We start from the raw sequence: 18235 nt of genomic DNA, 5'->3' as shown, positions 1-18235 counted from the left end.
ATTCACTTCATTCAGGTCTAAATGAACTCTTCTTATTTTCCCTGTATAAAGTAGATATTTTGCAAAATCATTATCATTTTTATCTTCACTGCTCTCCCAATTACGAATATCTTGTAATACCTTTTTCCAACATTCATCTGTATTGTCTAAATTTCTTCTACCACTTCCTTTTTTCGGATGATTTACCCACATTTGAAATAATTCGTATAGATTCATTTTTAAACTCCTTATTTTAATACATACCATTATACTTCCTTGAATTATTTGATGTCTTTTTTATTTTCCTAAAAACAAAAAGACCATCTAAAAAATAGTATGTAATCTCGCAATATTTAAAGAGATTGGAAATTTCGGTTCATCTTTTTTTTAAAAGATTAAACTTTTTTCAAGACGGTGCGACTTTTTATAAACAGTTCAACTTTATTTCAAAGCCACAATAACTATTCCCCTGCTAATAAGCCCTTCCCTTAATGGAGAATAAAAAGGGGAAGTGCAGCAATTCTAGGTTGGTATCATAGTGAGGAAACACACAGAATTGAGTTTGGAAATCTTACGGTTATGGATTGGGAAAACGCTTGTAGCCCTATTTGGACAAGGGATTGAACAGTTATTGAGCAAAAGAAAAAGACTGAACCCGTATTGGGTTCAGCTTGGATTTGTATTGATTTTACGATTGAATCAGAATTTAATATATAATGTACTGCCCTCTTCTTTCCGTATCCTTTTCTGTTTAGAGAAGAATCCTTTGATAGGGAGGGATAATAAAGAAAAAAATTCTATCAATCTAAAAATAATGTGCTAGCCGTCTACGACTGTTTAGATTTTTACTTTCCATAAAAATTTACCTTTAGCAAAAACAATACAATCTTGTGCCCTACCTACATATTCATTTCCTAATGTATCCAGTAGATATAATTTAAAATTCAAATCTAAATCAGAATGACCGTATTCGTCCATTTCTAAACGAAGACAATCACTAGATTCAAAGCCAAATCTAAAATCATTTACTATTTCAGATTTTGGAGGAATCTCCAAGCGATAGTCTGCACCTGGTATTTCTTACGTGCTTCTTAACCAATCGGGTGTAATATCATTAATTTTCACATTTATATGGGGATGGGATTTCACTTCATTAAATGCGGATAATAGATTCTTTACCTCGATTGGAGTATAGCTCATTTTTCCTTGTTTAAATTCTTCTACAGAATTATAACCTGTTATAGCTGGATTTTTAATTTCATGTTTTAAGATAAGGCTGTTTTCGTATAGATTGTTGCTTTTTTACTAAACTGACAGTTAAGGATAGCATAGAAAAAAAGACCCTAATAGAGGTCGTTAATTTATACTTCTCCGATTCCCATTGCTAATAACAAAAAGAAGAAAAAGACCAGAGTGGCAATGTTTAGAATTACGCCAATAATAATATTCGACCCTTTTTTTGATAGAATGGCAAAGGTAATTCCAATTATTGTTAAAATACCGAAAATTAATAAAAAAATACCTGGATACTTATTATCTTCATTAACAAAAAAGGATAATACTATGCTAATGCCAACCGTTAATAACGAAAGACGTCCATACTTATTCATTTGGTTCCTCCATTTGTATACATTATAAATGTATTATACCTTACTTTTGAAATAATTGGTAAAAAATATCATTTCAATAGCAACAAAGTTTGCGAAAACAGCCTAAGATAAAATCACTCATTTTTTGATAAACATTTATAATTTCCGAAGATAGATGAAACATCAAACATCGTTAATTTTTGAGATTTCGAGAAGCTACACGCTCCCATCTGTCTATGCCATTTCCAATGTTTTCGATCATTCTGTCAAACCATAGATATCTACAGCACTTTAAACGCTCTGGAAATTTATAATTAAAACCGGTCTGAATAATATGGAGCAAATTTATCTCGCCAATCAGCTAATTGTTCATATGTCCATCTCATCTTCTGTGGGTGGTTCAAAGTCAAACATCTATACAACAGAACGCCTTTACATAAAATAAGTTTCCAATAAAAAACACTCCTGAAAACAAATTCCAAAGTGTTTCAAAATGAGTTTCTTTTATACGGAGATTAAATTGGAATTTCTTTGATTGCTTCTTTGGCACAGTTTGGTTGATCACGTCACAGTTTGCAGTTAAGAGGAAGTTTGTTTTTTATTTAAAAATGGAACAGAATGATAATCCTATAAGCGACCCTGAATTACTGACGTTAAAAACCCGGCGATTAAGGAACTTAATAATCATTACATAAGCATTTCTTTGGTGATTTCTTCAATTGAAATAAAGTATTCACCATCCATAGTATCATTATCTTTTAATCTAATTATTGGATTATCATGGTCGAACATATAAGGAAGTTCTGTCACAGAGTAATCATATAGCCTTTGTAAAATTCGGTTCAACAAATACCTCTGCTTCCCCTCAAATGATAAATTCTCATTGCTATCAAAAAGTATTTTTTTTAATGGACAACAATATTCAAAACAATAATAAGTGCTATTTTCATAGTAGTCAGCTACAATATCCCTTCGGTTCAGGAATTGTGCTAACACACTAATAAGTTCAGATGTATTAAACAGATCCCGTGCATAATGATTTTTATACAATAAATCTTTCAACATAAAACCATTAAAGCAATAGTCAATACGATTTACGTTATGCCCCAACCTCCATCTTAAGTATGGGACATTTTCTTTATACGAATCCAATAAGGATATTATTTCCCCTTTATATACCAGTTCCAAACGCCCTTCAATGGGAAAAAATTCAACTCCGTGGTTTTTTAAAAATTTTGTAGTTTCGTTTTCTATAGATAATAAGTCATAGAGATTTTTGCCAGTATAATCGCTCTTATTAGAGTTCAATCTTCGACCTAAATGAAAAAACAAAACTTGATCTACAGGAGTATTAGGCATCTTTGCATCAATGAAATCATTAATAATATTATTGAATATATCGCCATCTAAATAGGATTCCTTCCGTGATTCTTTTCCTGCCTTGTCAAAAAGAACCGAAACTTCTTTCGTTGTAATACCAAAATAATTGCAGATTCCCTGCAACATCGCTTCACGGGAATTTGTGTCTATAAACATTTTTACCTCCGTTTCTGCAATAACTGAACTTAATTAAAATAACCGGATATTCCGTTTTCCAGTTTTGCACACCCTAAGCACTCAAACATGGATAATAATTAAATTGTATCAATTTTCGCAAGATTATATCAATATAAATCAAAGACTCTTCCAGCATATCTTTCTATTAGCTTAACGAATGCCTTTTATTATTGGTTTTTATATTTATCAATTATCATTTTTCGTAAATCATCGAGTTCAATTATGCCATCAACGCATTTTTTAAGTAAAGACCGATTATCTTTCGTCAATGGTTCAGCTCCCAATGAATTAATCGCTTCAGCATTAGCAACAAGTTTTTCCCTTTCTGCCTTTGTTGTATTAGCAATACTGTATTTATTCATTATAATCGTTCCTTCAGTATTCACTCCCCTTTTACTTCCCATTCCATTCTCTCTTATAAAAAAATTACATTCCAGCCTTTCCGCATTTTCACTCAGATTTGTAACGATTTTTCACTGTATTCGAGAAAAAAATTACGTTCCAGAGTAGAGGGATTCCGAACGACTTCCTGATTTACCTTCCGCCTGAAAAAATAACGAAAAAAACCAGATAAAACGCCTGGAACCACTCGACTCTATTGCATGTGGAAAACACCTGAAAAGGAATTGAATAAAGCCTGAACCCTTACTGGACAAGGATTGGAGAGACATAGAATTGAGAGAAACGCCTGGATTTGGATTGAAAACCGATTGAAATGGAGATTGATTTACGATAGGATTTTTTCCGATTTTGGAAATAAAAAAACCGAAGGTCTGCCGGAAAAGTACCGGAAAAACCTTCGGAATTGGAACGTAATTTTTATTTAAGAACCCTTAATTTTATCTAAGGAAGGGAACTTTTATTTGAAGACAATATCTATTCAACTGCTAAAATGTTGGTATTTCCACCCCTCTCCCTCCCACTCCCCTCAAACCCTTGCGGTTCTAAGCCCCACCCTCTTATCTCGCCTTTTTTCTTCATTCCATTATGTTACATAGTTCTTCCCCAAACCCCCCATTTTCGCCCTCATTTTTCCATCTCGGGTTGTATCGAATATTCGGACAATGTTAAAAAGTTGGTACCAGAATGGAGAGAAGAATCAGGAGAAAAGACGGAAACCGAAGCCATTTTGGGACGGTCTTACTGTTGGGAAACACACTGAAAAGAGATTGGAAATCCTACGTATTTTTGTAATGGAGAAACCATTGAAACTCTTATTGGACAAGGGATTGGTGGAATATTGAACAAAAGAAAAAGGACTGGATCATATTGAATCCAGCCCCGAATTTTGATTGATTTTTTATTGAATAAACCAATTAGATACATATTTGTTTGCCCGCTGCTCTTCCCGCTTCCTTTGCCGTTTGGAAACCAACTATTTAACAGTAGGTAGTAACTTTTTAGCAGAGGGAAGAGGAAAGTAACAGCTACATCTCTAAGATCATAATGACCCCTTTACATCCCTACCCATTTTTTACATTAGCTTTTTAATACTAACTTTTGATCCTCTATGACATAAACACAATCAGCCACTCTATCAACAAAGGTTCGATCATGCGATACAAATAGTACAGTTCCTTCATATCCTTTTAAAAACCGTTCCAACGCTTCAATACAAAAAACATCCAAAAAGTTCGTGGGCTCATCCAAAATGAGTATATTGTATCTTCCTAAGAATAACTGACACAATATTAGACGAATAGACTCTCCACCGCTTAAATTCCGGACATTCTTTTTTAAATCATTTCCTGTAATATTCATAGAGTGTAGAACAGAACGAATTTTGCTCTCATCGAAATCACTTCTATCTTTCATAAATTCCAGTACAGATTCATCCTTTGTAAACTGATAGTCCATTTGTTCATAAATGCCGATAACCGCTTTTGGCGAAATCGTAATCCCTTCACCACGCTGTAAAATATGCCGAAGCAACGTTGTTTTACCTGAACCGTTTTTACCTGTAATAGCAATGGTCTTGCCTAACGGGAATTGAAAACCCGATTTATCAAGAAGTGTCTTCTCCCCCGCCTTTAGCCTTAACTGATCTGCCATTATCGGAAATTTATTGTGTAATTGCAAAGCACTAGACTGGTGAAATCGAATGATTTGCTCTTCTTTCGGTGCTTCCACCGCTTCAAGTTGTTCTACTCTTTGCTCTATTGCTTTTGCTGCTCTTTGGACTGCCTTTTGACTTGTATCCTTGGATTTCGTCATAAACATTTTATTCGCCTTTGCTTTTGTTTCTTTTTTGGACATATGTCCATTGGCCTGTGTAATTTTTTCAGCCTTCTTCATCTTTTCTTCTGCGGCTTTGATAAGACGTGATTTTTCTTTTAAATACTTGTCATGTTGTTCCTGCTGTTGCCTTTTCTGAAGTTCTTTTTGTACGACGTAATCCGAATAGTTCCCTGTATATTCCGTTACAATTCCATCTTGGACTTCCCAAATCTTCGTCACAAGTTTATCTAATACATACCGGTCATGACTCACGAGTACGAGTGCACCATAATAGTAAGCCAATTCACCGATAAAAAGTTCTACACCCTCTGCATCAAGATGCGTGGTTGGCTCGTCAATTAATAAACCTTCATGATAGTTTGAAAAAAATTGAGCTAGTTTCAGCCTTGTTTGTTCCCCACCGCTGAAATTATTGATGTCTGTTTCAGGGATAGACAGCTTTCCTTTTAGGTCATAATCCACCTCTGCTGGCCCTGGTACAGTTAATTGATCAAAATAAGCAAAGTCTACATGACTTTTCACTTTTCCGTTTGACGGTTGAACTATACCCGCTAGTAACTTTAATAACGTACTTTTTCCTGCTCCATTTTCCCCGACAACACCGATGCGATCAAACTGATGAACAGCTAAACGCTCAATCACTAATACAGTTTTATCTAAATAAGTTAGTTCAACATTTTCTAATTCAAAACATATTTCTTCCATTTTTGCTACCTCCCGAAAATTGGTGATTTCGTACCGATAGCTAGGACCGATACGAGCCTTTATTTCAAGTTAAAGCCCGTATCAAAAGAATAATAAAAATTGCATCGTTTACTCCCCCTATTTCGTAGGATTATTTATATTCCATTTATTGATAATCAAATTGTTATAGAAAATGGTACAGCTATGGGACACCCATTACACTTTTTCGAGTCTAATTTGGCCGTTCATTAGTATTATTTGACTTATTTATTCCTACCAAAATATCTAAGTCAATGGTAATCCTGGAAATTCCACGATTTATAATTTGTTCCATATCGTCCTTGCTCATATTCCAGGAAAGTGGCGACATTTGAGTTAAATTTGTTAAATCTTTTACATTTAGTCCCTTGGTATAACTAATTTCGAAAGTGTCCATAAGATGAAAATGCTGTTTAAAAAGAGATACCGTTTCATCATTTTTATAAGACGTTTTATCTTTCTCATCGAATCGTGCTTCTCGTAGTTCTTTTAAATAATTTGAACGAGGAACAACTTTAATAATGAGACCATTAGGTACTAAGATCCTTTGGAATTCCTTATAATTTGCAGGTGATAGGATATTCAAAATGATATGGCATGATTGATCCTGTAATGGTGAATTTGCTAAATCACCGACAAGCCAAATGGACTTTTTGTAATTGCGTGCCGCCATTCGTATGCCCTCTTTTGAAATATCTAAACCAATTCCTGCAATTGTTTCATTCTTACATTCATCTAAGATCCTTTGTAAATGTGATCCTTCTCCACACCCTGCATCAAAAATTATAATTTCACCCTTTAAAGCATCCATATTTTCAATGATAATTTCTGAAATTTCCTTGTGTAGGAGGGCAAAAAGGTTATTTTCCATAATGACTTTTTGTCGTGCTTTAAATAATTCCTTGGCATAATGGCTATTTGTAGAATGAGTCATCATGTTTACATAGCCTTGTTTCGCAAAATCAAACGTATGATTATTCAGGCAGACTAGGCTCTTTAAATGAGTGACCTTCATTGGACTTTTACAAAGCGGACAACTAAATACATGAACATATTTATTAACTAATTCAGCACTTTTTTCTTTATTAATCATGGTTTCTCTTCCTTTCAAATAAAAAAATCACAAGCATCTGCCTGTGATTTGAGAGTAAAGGGAAAGAGACCCATCCTTATTCTATTAGGGGAGCTATTAAAAGCCGTCAGCAAATAAAACCTGCCCTTGATCTAAACAACGAAAGGTTAAATTAGACAAAAATAAAGAAAGGCAAATAAGTCGCCTTTCCTTACATTACATATTTTCCACACATAAACAGGCAATAAGGATCCACCCATAAGTTGATTGGGGGAAATAAATTGCTGGATGTGGTGAATAACTATGAAATGAAGATTATTAAAAAAGGACAGACTAATCCCGTTTACTCTGCATACACAAACAGAGCCTTTGAACGTATTCAATTACTGGTTCAAAGTTGGGAATCGTAGTCTCATAAAATGTGTCATTTTTTAATAATCCTCCTTAACGTTTAAAAGTATAGTGATTATTATAGGTTCTCTTTTACAAAAAGTCAAAGATAAATAGTGCTTTTACAATTAGAGACGGTTATTTACCTTCAACTTGATATTTATTTTAGTATCTTTTCCGTTTCCGACACAAGGTCATGCAACATTTTAACCGCTTCACTCGTATGATCTGAATCGGAAGAAATTAATGTAACAATCTGGTCGATGTTTTTCTTATAATTATTGGGTTTCTGATTAAAGCTCTCAATCATTCGGACAGTTTTTTTCTCATTGATACAGTATTCATCATTCAAAGCAAATAATACTTGATTTAAACATGAAATAGTTCGGAAGCAGTGCCCCGTAACATATGTAATATCATCCTTATCCACATTGTCCTTCGCAAACATCAAAGAAAAAGATGCTTCAAACATGAAATAGCCGATTATGGCATCCTTTAATGATTTTGGATAAGGGCTAGTCTTAGCTTTTAAATCTGAAATTTGATTGGTACATTCATACAATATTTTACAAATGGAGATTTCCCCCATATACATAACATTTAGATAGGCATGTGGATGTCCTGTATGATAATGAGTAGAAACCTTGCCCTGTAAACAATCATCAATTACTTGAGATACCCTTTTTATATCCCGAAAAATCAAATCTACATGGTACCCTTGAACGACAATCCAACCACCACCATTTATCCAGGCACCCCACTCACCTAAAGATGTAACTAGATTTTCTCTATGGTCATCATCCAATCTAGTAGCAGCTTCACTAACCCCTCTGACATCAAACCCTGCCGATGTATCATAATATATTCCAATATCTATATCGGAAGTTGGGTGATTCGTACCTCTTGATCTTGATCCTCCTAATACCACTCCAACAATGCCCGGGACATCTTTTAATTCATTGTTAATTTCTTGTAAAATGTTTTCTACGCTCAACAATTTTCAACTCCTATTTTTATCCTATGGTTAATAACATTCACTCAGTTATCATCGAAACAATCGGTTTTTCCCAAATAATCCCCATTGCCCAATTCATTCTACGAAAGGTACAATTAGGCAATAATTTTCCATATATCTCATAGTATTTCTGTTCTGAAAGGTACTTGTCAGATGCTAAATGTTCGAGCCACGACTTTGAAGTGTTATACTTGAATACTCTCACAGCATTTTTCACACCGAATTTGAAACAGTTAGGAAGAAATTCTTGGATTGCTCCTAATATGTAAACGTACGTTGGTGGGGTTTCAACCTTAGACACATTATCAAGAATAACAATTTTCCCACCTTCGTACAGCAATTCTTTCATTTGATTAATTACAATTGATATATCCCTCAAATGATGGAAAGTCGTCCTGCTTACGATATAAGCAAACTTATACCCCAAACTAAGATTTTCTGCATCCATCTTCAAGTATGAAATATTCGAACACTGACGCTTCTTGTTGGCAAACTCAAGCATCCCTTCCGATATATCAATACCAACTACCTCGCTAAAGTAATTGGATAATTCATAGACTAATATTCCCGTCCCACATCCAATATCTAATGCTCTCCCTTTTTCTATTGGCATATTAGCAATAAAAAAGGTATTGTCATTCAGAAGATTAGTTACAAAGTCATACTCTTCAGCCACTTTATCAAACTGTGATCCTGTAATACTCATATGTTCACCCCCTCCTATTCAACAATGGGATAGATTTACCTTACCATTTATTTATTTCATTCAACTCTTCCTGTAAATAGTTCATCGTTATAACTCTTTCTTGTTCCCCTTGTTTATCATATAAAAGTTGTTCCATAAATTCCCATATATCTTCCAATCGTCTCTTTCCCTTATAAAAGGTCATTGCTTCAGGATTAATTGAAAAGTTTTGATGAGTTTTCCGATAGATTCTTAAAAATTCATTAAAGTAGGGTTTATCATCTAAGAACATCAAGTCAGCTTCAGGCGGGGCTAGTTTCAATCCTTCCCAATCAATTAATATTAGCTCTTGTCCCGACTGCATTAAATTCCAATTGTGTAAATCTGTATGACATAAGGCCATTCTTAATTTTGAGTTTTTCAAGTTCTGTGAATGCTCCTCAAGTGTATAAATCAGATCATTTAATTGTAGAATGTAGGAATGGATCAATTCCCATACCTCAGACGGAAAATCATTTCTCCCTTTTTGCAATGTTTGTCTCAACATCGGTAAAAATGGAACCTCAAAATCTTCTATAAAAGCATCAGTCCCAATTGGAATGTTATCACTATATGAATGAAGCTCTGTTATGATCTTTGAAAGCTGATAAACCTGATTCTCTGTTAAATCTCGATCCCCAATCGTTTCCCCCTCAATATATTCATAAAGCAAATAAATCCCATACTCATCTTCACATTTATATTTTCTTTCACTTGTCATCATAGGAACGGAGATTTTCCCTTTTAAATTGCTATTCTTTATAAGCCATACCAAGATTGGAACATATTGATCAATCAGAGCAGTCAACTTCGGTGTGGAAGCTCTGCTTTTTTCATATACCTTCAAAAAATAGCTTTGATTTTTATTTGACACTTTATATGCGAGGGATGCCCAACCACCCTGCTGAGGCGACACAACATTAATCTCTATGTCATAAAAGTCTTTTAATATACTTTTTACTTGATTCATCCTAGCCCCTCCAGTAAAAACTTACAACACGGAAAAAGTATAACACAATTCGAGGTTGCCCTTTAATTATTGTAAAAAGCCATACATATGCGTATTAGAATGGTTGAATATGAATTTCAAATGATTTAGTATCTTATTTAAAGCATTATTTATGAGGTGAGGGTATTGGTGAAAGCAGACAAGTTAGCCTCCTAAAAATCAAAAACACATTTTTAGGAGGCTAATCAAATGAAATTTAATCTAATTGAAAAAGAAAAATGGGATAGATTGCCGTATTTCGAGCATTACTTAAATCAGAAGTGCACATTTAGTATTACAGCAAATATAGATATTACAACGTTATTGGAACAGCTCAGGAACAAAGGGATAAAGCTATATCCATCCTTTATTTACATGGTCACTAGAATAGTAAATTCTCATAAAGAATTTAGAACTTGCTTAAAAGATGATGGTACTCTTATTGGGAAAGTTTGTTGCCTAGCTATACAATCTTCCATAATGATAACAAATCATTCTCAAGCATATGGACCGAATTCTCTGATGAATTTCCTGTCTTCTATAAAAACTTTCAAGACGATATGAAACAATATTCAGAGGTTAAAGGATTTTTCATAAAAGAAAATGTACCAGAGAATTCCTTTCCTATATCTAGTATTCCATGGGTTAGTTTTACTGGCTTCAACCTAAACGTAAATAATAATCATAACTACTTATTACCAATAATTACTGGCGGAAAATACTGTAATCAGGAAGATAAAATATTATTGCCTATTTCTTTACAGGTACATCATGCGGTTTGTGATGGATTTCATGCTAGTATTTTTATAGAGGAACTACAGCAACTTTCTAATAACTGCCTTGATTGGCTCTCATAAGTATTGATGATGTAGCTTAATAAATTTAGTTAAGGAGTTGCTTTGGTGACTCCTTTTCTTAATTATATTCAAACCCTATCTTTACCTAGTTCTGATTAGCTCACCTATATTTGACCTTTATTACTCATTCAATGACTGATAAATGTTTTGCGTATACTTCGTGATGGCCTCGTCATAATCTGGATACTTATATCCAAGACTTTCTGCCACAGATTTAGAGTATTTTCTAAATAACTCATAACAAGTAAATAAAGACTTCCACATGTTTGAGTAGCTACTCTCAGAATAAGTTGTGAGTAATGTTTCCCAATCATCTTTCGGTAAATACTGTTCAATAAATTTATAGTTTTTCCCCACACTAAAGGTAAACCCTCGCTCTAATCCTATTTGCCAAGACATCATTCTTAACAGATTAGGCCGTACTATCTCGTTCAAATGGTCAATTGTAAATAGAATTTCTTTTCTAGCCAATCCCTTTACTACATATGTAGAAACCCACCAAAATTCATTGCAGCAATCATCAAATTCTCTTGCTGTGGGCTTTTTAATCCAATACTTCCGATCATTTGCGACCACTTTATTTTTGACAAGACCACCCTTATCAAGTAGGACTTCTACTAGCCCATCACTATTAGAAAAGTAATCATCTACTTCGTTTATCGGAATAAGTGTTAAGTCAATTCTATTGCCATCTTCAAATAGCATAAGGTAGGAAAACCAATGCCCTAACTCCGGCGGAAAAAGCTCCATGTCTTCCGGTTTTTGCATTATCAAACGTTTCCCAAAAACATTCAGCCATTCATCATTCTTTTTGAAGGAATCCATATCTGTTACAAAATAAGAAATATCATAATCCTGCAATGAATCACGGGGAATGTTTTTGTTTGCACGTGAACCTTCCAAAGTTACCAAGCGAATTCGATTATCGTTCTTAGCAAAACTAATGAGCAAATTCTTCATTTCTTGTTCACTTCTCATTGTATTAATCCTCCAATTTGTTGAAAAGTAGTTTATGTGCCGTATACGAAGAAATCTCAGAAAATTACTGTTCTCAGATTTCTATTTGTGTACTTTTTATTTAGCAAACTATTACTATTACTTTTCTACTGAAATGATTAAAAACATGGGTCTTCTGTTTTCATCTTTCATCCCTGGATCATTCCTTACCATTTCTTCCGTAGCCATAGGTTCCTTAACCGCTTTTATTTTAAAACCTATATGAATTAAATCATTAATATAAGTAGAAATTGTACGGTGATATTTGATCACATTCTCGGTTAGAAAAGTTGTATTACGTACTTCTTCTGATTGGTAATTATCCACTGGCCAATGAAGGCGATTTCCTTGATCATCATAATACCAATCTTGTTCGTCCCGAGAAGTAAAAATCGGATGTTCCACGGAAAAAATAAAAGAACCTCCAGGTTTTAAATATTGATAAACTTTTTCGCAAATAGTATCAAACGATTTAATATAGTGAAAAGCTAAAGAACTGATCACTACGTCAAATTGTGCGTCCGAAAAATTGATGTCTTCAATTGGCATTTTAATATACGTAATTAAAGGATCATCTGTTTTTTCACGGGCTGTTTCAAGCATTTTTTCGGATATATCTACTCCAATTACCGAACTTGCTTGGTGTTCACGTGCGTATCGACAATGCCAACCGAATCCGCACCCCAAGTCAAGTACACTCTTATTTTTCAACTCTGGAAATAAGGATTTTAAAACCGGCCATTCTCCTGCACCTTCAAGCCCTTTAACTGATCTTGGCATTTTTTCATATTCAGAAAAAAACACAGCATCATCATATTTGTTTTGTTTCATAATTTAAACATCCCCTATAATACTCTTTCCTTAACACATGTCTATTCCTCTATCTCCCAAGCTGGGTTCCAGACTACTTCCCACAAATGCCCATCCGGGTCCTGAAAGTGACCGGAATATCCACCCCAAAAAGTGTTGTGTGCAGGGTCCGTTATTGTTGCACCCGCTTTTTCGGCTTGTTCTAATACCTTATCTACTTCTTCTTTACTATTTACATTGTGACCAATTGTAAATTCAGTAGGACTTGCTGGAGCCTGTGTAACTTTTGCCTCATATGCAATATCTTCTCGTTTCCAAATAGCAAGTTTCAAACCTGATTGTAGTTCAAAAAAGGCTACTGCTCCATGCTCAAATTCTTTACCTACAATACCTTCTGTGGGTAGTCCCAATCCATCACGGTAGAATTCTAATGCTTTTTCCAAATCATCTACACCTAATGTGATTACTGTGATTCTTGGTTTCATAATTAATGACACCTCATCTTCATATTCATTTTTACCATTAAACTTTTGGCAATAACTAATCCGAGTCCTGTCCCCATGTCCCTGCGTCCACTACCCGCTACTTAATGTAATTTCAAATTACATTCCAGCTAAACCTAATTCTTTATTTGCCATCTGAATATATTCATCCATCCCAGATATTAAGGCAAATTCGGCAATTCCAACAGGGTAAGCAGCATTTAATTCAATAATATGTTCCCTCATCTTAGGCCAATGATACCCTCCAGCTTCTTTGTAAGCCTTGATAAGTGTATCAAGACCTTCTTCACCAAATACTCTGTAATGGCCAACGAAATCAGTGGAAATATCAGCTACCTTTGCTTCTGTCCAATCAATTAACCCCGTTACATTTCCTGAACTTTCAACGAGGATATGTCCTGGGTGCAAATCTCCATGAATCAGTCCGGTTTCTTTTGGCCATATTTCTTCATCATTCAACCACGTCTGCCATCTATTCCATAACGGCTCTCCCACACCAAATTTTTCCTTAACCGCATCCATACGATTCTTCATGATTTGTTTTACTTCCTCTGGTGTTTGAACTATAACACCTGCTTCAGATGTTTTCTCCCTTGGAATGCTATGAAGTGTAGCCAATACTTTTCCAAGCGTCTGATAAAAACATTTCGGTATATTATTTTCATCAATTTCAAAAACATATCTTTTAGCTTCAGGATCAATGGTTCCTGCTGGAACTCCATTTAACTTTTTATACGCTATCAGCTCTTCTGTGTAAATTCCCCAATCAGGAGCTTCAAAACTAGCATACTTGTTTATTAAGTCCAGTGCTGTTTTTTCTGCCTTTGTTCTAGGGAATACATCAAACCGCCTCGGAATACGCAGCACCCATTCTTTTCCTTCCTGATCCTTAGCAAATACCACCTGAAAGTCTAATCCAGATTCATTAAAAACAAAAAAGTCCTCTATCAATTGGAGACCATGTTTTTCTGCAATTTCCAATACTTCCTTTTTTGTTTTACTCATTACTCATCACATCCAAATCATATTTTTTGAAATAATAGAGACAATATTAGTTATGAATATTACGTATATATTGAACCTCTCCCTCATCTTTCACAACTATTCCAAGTTCATTTAAGTCCATTCTTAAATGTTTTATTTTTTTCTTATCTCCTTCTCTAATTGCATTCCTACGTTCATATAAGATGGCATAGACATTTTCTCCAACCGTGCGATCTTCAAGCGTCCAGAGTTTATATTGATCGGCATATGAATCCTGTTCACTCCAAGGATAGTGATGATTCAGGAATTTTTCTCGTATGATTCCTTTTTTTATGTCTGTCTTTTCTCTCAATAATTCTTGTCCTTTATTACCTGTAATGATAACTGTTTGATCCTCCATAAAGATTTCTTTTACGTCTGAACTGTTAATTCTATTTTCTTTATCATCTTTATTAATCAAAATTTCTGTATCACTAATACTCACTTTCAAGGCTTCACTATAGACTGTTAATGACAAAAGAACCCCTATAATCGCACCTATAATCATCAAGACAATAGAAGTCCAAAAAGGGTCAAGTGACTCCAAGAGTACAATGACCTTTGAATCATTAAAAAGCGGAATTTTTATGATGAAATCCAATAATCTTGGAAGAAACCAACCAATCGTTCCTAACACAATAGGAAATAAAACAGCAAAGAGCTTTTCCAAGAAACCCATACCAATTGTGGATGTATCTTTCATATTATTTTTTTACTCCTTCATTCTATTTTTTTTAATAGATGATTCTATTTCCTAAATTAGTGCTATATGACTATTTTTAACACCATTTTAATTAATTCATTTTTATATTTCTCAAAACTAAAGGTTTTATTATGTTTAAGCATACTTTCCTCAATTGCTCCTTGAATCAGGACACAGATCATTTCAACATCAAACTGATTAGAAAACTCCTTCTTTTGTTGCCCATCTAATAGAATCTCTTTGAGCAATGTATATATTGGATCTTCGTCTTCTTCCCCATTGTCAGCTCTATAGAATGGAATTCCTTCTTCATTTTCAACATTAAAGACAATCTCAATTAATGCGATATTATATTTAAAGTTAGCCACTTGATAAGCCAAACACGCTTCAATATATGCAGTTAATTGCGAAGTAGGTGTTTCCTCTTGAACCACTTTTCCACTAATAAAATCCAATTTTTTTTCTAACAAGTACAGTAAAGTTTGATTAATTAAATCCATCTTGTCGGAAAAATGATAAGAAATTAAACCTGTGCTCACCTTTGCCTTTTTGGCAATTTTAGTTAAACTCACTTTTGTATAACCAACTTCTTCAAGTGTGTCAATACAAGATTGAATAATCTGCTCTCTTCGTGCTTCCGCAATAAAAGATTCACCCATTTTTAAAAACATCTCCTTTAAATCATATTACTTATCCAAATAAAATATTGATTGTACAATCAAAATATTGATTATACGTTTTATTTTACTTGCATCTTTTATTATTGTCAAATATGCTTCCATAATTAATGGAGCAGGACTTCTGGGTTTTATTTATTAGGAATTTTAAACGAAAAGAAAAGCAGTTTAGATGATTGGATCCTTATTGGACAAAGGATTATATAATTATTGAACAACAGAAACAAAACTGGACCCGCTAATGGAATCTAGCCTGAATTTTGATTGATTTGTGATGAAAACAACTAATTGTTTAAGGATTGAATACATATGGGTTGCCCGCTGCTCCTTCCCGATACCTTTGCCGTTCGGATACCAACTATTTAGCATGGGGAAGTAGAAAGTAGCAACTATATAGTTGTGCTAGTACGCATTACATACAGTGTGATCCATCAAACAAATCTTCCTAAGTAATTTAGGAGGGGGTTTCTTTTTTCTCCGTCCATTTATTTCTTTAGTTAGTATCCCCATTATCAATTACTTTGAACATCAGGTACAAACAATCCCTATCTCCATTTACCTCATTTATGAAAATCCAAGTCCATCTACTATGTCCCCAATCGAATAATTAACCTTCCCACACCCCTCCTTCCTCACATCACCCTCAAGCCCTTCTCTCCCAAGGGCTCACGCCCCCTTCACATTACCTTCCATTTTCTGTTATAGAATAATTACGTTCCCGCCTTTTTCCCGATTTTCGCCCAAAATTGTACCGATTTCGCAATGATTTTTATAAAAAAATTTCGTTCCTTTTCGAATAAATACGGAGTAGATGGTGAGGGGCCATTTGATTTAAAACGTGTGAAAAAAACACTAGAAAGGATACCGATTCAATAGCGTGAGGAAACCAACTGAAAAAGAACTTGAGTTGGACTAAACCCTTGCTGAACAAAGGATTGGAGGAATATAGAATTAAAAAAACGATTGGATTCGGATTGAATTTTGATTGAAAATGGGATTGGACTACAATTGGAACCCCAACGAATTTTACACAAAAAAACCGAAGGTCTGCCGGGAAAAATACCGGAAAAACCTTCGGATAAGGAACAGGCTCCCCATACCAAGCAAATAATATCAAATTTACAGTCAAACTCTTTGAGCTAGAACCAGCTCGAACTTTTTTTAGTATTGATATAAATCTCAACACGATATGATGATAATGAATAAAAAATGAAAGGAATGATGTGAATATGACAACTTTATATCGAATCAATGTGTTCGAAGACGAATTCCATTCCAAAGTAGTAACAAGGGTTAAATACAATGAAATCCTTGATTATTGGGATGGTCACAATTGGACAAATGGTGGAGTAGGAAGGCATTTGGGTATCACTAAGCTAAAAGATGGCAGGTATGTACTCATTTACGGTACACAATGGCAAGGAGAAAAAGATTATGGGAGGGTTGTTTCGCCAGAGGAAGCCTTACATGAGATATTAAAGTCTCACAATACAGAGCTTTTGACTCTGAAAAAGTTTAAGGATTTGAAAACTTTAGCAGAAGAAAAATAGATTATCGGTGACATTGAATACGAAAGGAAATAAAAGACCTAAAGGAGAACATTCTCCTTTTTATTACTTGAATCTATAAAACTGAGTTAAGATTGAGTACGTAATGCTCTACTGCACTCTTTTCTCTATTTTCCATATTATAGATGTAATATTACAAACCAAACTAAATTCTTTTCTCTCCTATGTTAAAAAAAAATAAACCCTTCCGAAATCCCCCCTCTCCAACCCGCATTCCACCGTTCCAGTTAAAATAAAGATTTCCGACCGAACCCCCATTTTGAGTAATTTCTGATTCAAAAATGACCGTTTTTCCACCTGTTTTTCGGTATTTTTTCACGTTTTTTTGGGAGTAAAAATAGAAATCTCCGATTTACGAAGAATAATAAGAGGAAAAATGAATTGGGGAGATAAGATAGAACATGAAGAAATGAGAGAGAAAAGATGGGGATAAGACATTGGGTCTCTTATTGAAGGGATGCCTGAGTAAACTATTGAGAAAAGCCTGATATATAAGGGATAGAGGAGAAAAAGAGTAAGGAAAAATGAAAGAAAAACTATTGATTTTGTATTGGATTTCTATTGAAAAAGAGAAGAAAAAATCCCGGATTCCTATGGAGGAAAACCCGGGACACTATTGATCCAGAAGCGGAAATCGGAAATGTTTATTTTAACGAAAATCCATTCTGATTCGGAAGTTTCTATTATGGTTAGGAAGGGTTTATTATTGGGTTACACCACCCGTGACATCAAGGCAACACACTCAACGTGCGTGGACTGTAATTGACAACACAAAGGGATGTTGGTGGGTTTATCAATATCCTTTCATCAATTAAATTTTTTA

Annotated in this window: 18 protein-coding genes and 2 pseudogenes; 2 read left to right on the top strand and 18 right to left on the bottom strand. The window is 34.3% G+C overall.

Annotated elements, in window-relative coordinates:
- From ACWNMZ_RS22580 to ACWNMZ_RS22530, 11 genes and pseudogenes are all read right to left on the bottom strand, one after another.
- Positions 1 to 216, bottom strand: a pseudogene (locus ACWNMZ_RS22580) (hypothetical protein); the annotation flags it as partial.
- A gap of 600 nt (positions 217 to 816) precedes the next feature.
- Positions 817 to 1035, bottom strand: coding sequence for a hypothetical protein (locus tag ACWNMZ_RS22575; protein ID WP_251627796.1), 219 nt, complete (start codon positions 1033 to 1035; stop codon positions 817 to 819).
- A 305-nt stretch (positions 1036 to 1340) separates the two neighbouring features.
- Positions 1341 to 1589, bottom strand: coding sequence for a hypothetical protein (locus tag ACWNMZ_RS22570; protein ID WP_251627798.1), 249 nt, complete (start codon positions 1587 to 1589; stop codon positions 1341 to 1343).
- A 666-nt stretch (positions 1590 to 2255) separates the two neighbouring features.
- Positions 2256 to 3104 carry a hypothetical protein gene (locus ACWNMZ_RS22565; protein WP_251627799.1) on the bottom strand — a complete coding sequence of 283 codons (849 nt, stop codon included), beginning with the start codon at positions 3102 to 3104 and terminating at the stop codon, positions 2256 to 2258.
- Between the two features lie 188 nt (positions 3105 to 3292).
- Entirely contained in the window at positions 3293 to 3529 is a 237-nt protein-coding gene (locus ACWNMZ_RS22560) for a hypothetical protein (RefSeq protein WP_251627801.1), read from the bottom strand.
- 1075 nt (positions 3530 to 4604) lie between these two features.
- A complete protein-coding gene (locus tag ACWNMZ_RS22555; protein ID WP_018665426.1) occupies positions 4605 to 6068 on the bottom strand; it encodes an Msr family ABC-F type ribosomal protection protein in 1464 nt (487 codons plus the stop codon).
- 211 nt (positions 6069 to 6279) lie between these two features.
- Positions 6280 to 7179 (bottom strand): putative RNA methyltransferase, encoded by a 900-nt coding sequence (locus tag ACWNMZ_RS22550; protein ID WP_018665427.1) that lies wholly within the window; start codon positions 7177 to 7179, stop codon positions 6280 to 6282.
- Positions 7180 to 7541: 362 nt separating this feature from the next.
- Positions 7542 to 7586 carry an erythromycin resistance leader peptide gene (locus ACWNMZ_RS22545; RefSeq protein ID WP_115648277.1) on the bottom strand — a complete coding sequence of 15 codons (45 nt, stop codon included), beginning with the start codon at positions 7584 to 7586 and terminating at the stop codon, positions 7542 to 7544.
- A 122-nt stretch (positions 7587 to 7708) separates the two neighbouring features.
- Positions 7709 to 8542, bottom strand: a complete 834-nt coding sequence (locus ACWNMZ_RS22540; RefSeq protein WP_251627803.1) for a nucleotidyltransferase domain-containing protein — start codon at positions 8540 to 8542, stop codon at positions 7709 to 7711.
- Between the two features lie 40 nt (positions 8543 to 8582).
- On the bottom strand, positions 8583 to 9269 hold the full coding sequence (locus ACWNMZ_RS22535; RefSeq protein ID WP_018665430.1) for a class I SAM-dependent methyltransferase: 687 nt from the start codon (positions 9267 to 9269) through the stop codon (positions 8583 to 8585).
- 40 nt (positions 9270 to 9309) lie between these two features.
- Positions 9310 to 10257 carry an aminoglycoside phosphotransferase family protein gene (locus ACWNMZ_RS22530; RefSeq protein ID WP_018665431.1) on the bottom strand — a complete coding sequence of 316 codons (948 nt, stop codon included), beginning with the start codon at positions 10255 to 10257 and terminating at the stop codon, positions 9310 to 9312.
- A 228-nt stretch (positions 10258 to 10485) separates the two neighbouring features.
- Between ACWNMZ_RS22530 and catA the strand changes: the two are divergent.
- A pseudogene (gene catA / locus ACWNMZ_RS22525) lies at positions 10486 to 11132 on the top strand (type A chloramphenicol O-acetyltransferase).
- A gap of 120 nt (positions 11133 to 11252) precedes the next feature.
- Here the strand turns inward: catA and ant(6) are convergent.
- The 7 genes from ant(6) to ACWNMZ_RS22490 all read right to left on the bottom strand — a co-directional run bounded on the left by ant(6) (position 11253) and on the right by ACWNMZ_RS22490 (position 16213).
- The gene (gene ant(6), locus ACWNMZ_RS22520) at positions 11253 to 12110 is read right to left on the bottom strand and encodes an aminoglycoside 6-adenylyltransferase (RefSeq protein ID WP_026562331.1); all 858 of its coding nucleotides are present in this window, start codon (positions 12108 to 12110) and stop codon (positions 11253 to 11255) included.
- 117 nt (positions 12111 to 12227) lie between these two features.
- Positions 12228 to 12959, bottom strand: coding sequence for a class I SAM-dependent methyltransferase (locus ACWNMZ_RS22515; RefSeq protein WP_026562330.1), 732 nt, complete (start codon positions 12957 to 12959; stop codon positions 12228 to 12230).
- 41 nt (positions 12960 to 13000) lie between these two features.
- Positions 13001 to 13423, bottom strand: coding sequence for a VOC family protein (locus ACWNMZ_RS22510; RefSeq protein WP_026562329.1), 423 nt, complete (start codon positions 13421 to 13423; stop codon positions 13001 to 13003).
- 117 nt (positions 13424 to 13540) lie between these two features.
- Complete coding sequence (locus ACWNMZ_RS22505; protein WP_251627805.1) at positions 13541 to 14446, bottom strand: macrolide 2'-phosphotransferase; 906 nt, start codon at positions 14444 to 14446, stop codon at positions 13541 to 13543.
- A 46-nt stretch (positions 14447 to 14492) separates the two neighbouring features.
- Positions 14493 to 15167, bottom strand: coding sequence for a YqeB family protein (locus ACWNMZ_RS22500; protein WP_026562327.1), 675 nt, complete (start codon positions 15165 to 15167; stop codon positions 14493 to 14495).
- 62 nt (positions 15168 to 15229) lie between these two features.
- Positions 15230 to 15826: a TetR/AcrR family transcriptional regulator gene (locus ACWNMZ_RS22495; protein ID WP_026562326.1), complete on the bottom strand. Its 597-nt coding sequence runs from the start codon at positions 15824 to 15826 to the stop codon at positions 15230 to 15232.
- A gap of 225 nt (positions 15827 to 16051) precedes the next feature.
- Complete coding sequence (locus ACWNMZ_RS22490) at positions 16052 to 16213, bottom strand: hypothetical protein (protein WP_449598902.1); 162 nt, start codon at positions 16211 to 16213, stop codon at positions 16052 to 16054.
- An 860-nt stretch (positions 16214 to 17073) separates the two neighbouring features.
- Between ACWNMZ_RS22490 and ACWNMZ_RS22485 the strand changes: the two genes are divergently transcribed.
- The gene (locus ACWNMZ_RS22485; RefSeq protein WP_018665455.1) at positions 17074 to 17394 is read left to right on the top strand and encodes a hypothetical protein; all 321 of its coding nucleotides are present in this window, start codon (positions 17074 to 17076) and stop codon (positions 17392 to 17394) included.
- Positions 17395 to 18235 lie beyond the last annotated feature (841 nt).

This window comes from Niallia sp. Marseille-Q9988 (assembly GCF_976954375.1).
Note: the sequence above shows the minus strand (reverse complement) of the source record. Positions and strands in the feature narration are given on the sequence as shown.

Bases quoted from the DNA above. Each gene is read 5' to 3' on its own strand.
- ACWNMZ_RS22530 (WP_018665431.1), bottom strand. From the start codon at position 10,257: ATGAATCAAGTAAAAAGTATATTAAAAGACTTTTATGACATAGAGATT.
- ACWNMZ_RS22535 (WP_018665430.1), bottom strand. From the start codon at position 9,269: ATGAGTATTACAGGATCACAGTTTGATAAAGTGGCTGAAGAGTATGAC.
- ACWNMZ_RS22490 (WP_449598902.1), bottom strand. From the start codon at position 16,213: ATGCTAAATAGTTGGTATCCGAACGGCAAAGGTATCGGGAAGGAGCAG.
- ACWNMZ_RS22505 (WP_251627805.1), bottom strand. From the start codon at position 14,446: ATGAGTAAAACAAAAAAGGAAGTATTGGAAATTGCAGAAAAACATGGT.
- ACWNMZ_RS22500 (WP_026562327.1), bottom strand. From the start codon at position 15,167: ATGAAAGATACATCCACAATTGGTATGGGTTTCTTGGAAAAGCTCTTT.
- ACWNMZ_RS22565 (WP_251627799.1), bottom strand. From the start codon at position 3,104: ATGTTTATAGACACAAATTCCCGTGAAGCGATGTTGCAGGGAATCTGC.
- ACWNMZ_RS22555 (WP_018665426.1), bottom strand. From the start codon at position 6,068: ATGGAAGAAATATGTTTTGAATTAGAAAATGTTGAACTAACTTATTTA.
- ACWNMZ_RS22550 (WP_018665427.1), bottom strand. From the start codon at position 7,179: ATGATTAATAAAGAAAAAAGTGCTGAATTAGTTAATAAATATGTTCAT.
- ACWNMZ_RS22560 (WP_251627801.1), bottom strand. From the start codon at position 3,529: ATGGGAAGTAAAAGGGGAGTGAATACTGAAGGAACGATTATAATGAAT.
- ACWNMZ_RS22570 (WP_251627798.1), bottom strand. From the start codon at position 1,589: ATGAATAAGTATGGACGTCTTTCGTTATTAACGGTTGGCATTAGCATA.
- ACWNMZ_RS22485 (WP_018665455.1), top strand. From the start codon at position 17,074: ATGACAACTTTATATCGAATCAATGTGTTCGAAGACGAATTCCATTCC.
- ACWNMZ_RS22510 (WP_026562329.1), bottom strand. From the start codon at position 13,423: ATGAAACCAAGAATCACAGTAATCACATTAGGTGTAGATGATTTGGAA.
- ACWNMZ_RS22495 (WP_026562326.1), bottom strand. From the start codon at position 15,826: ATGGGTGAATCTTTTATTGCGGAAGCACGAAGAGAGCAGATTATTCAA.
- ACWNMZ_RS22515 (WP_026562330.1), bottom strand. From the start codon at position 12,959: ATGAAACAAAACAAATATGATGATGCTGTGTTTTTTTCTGAATATGAA.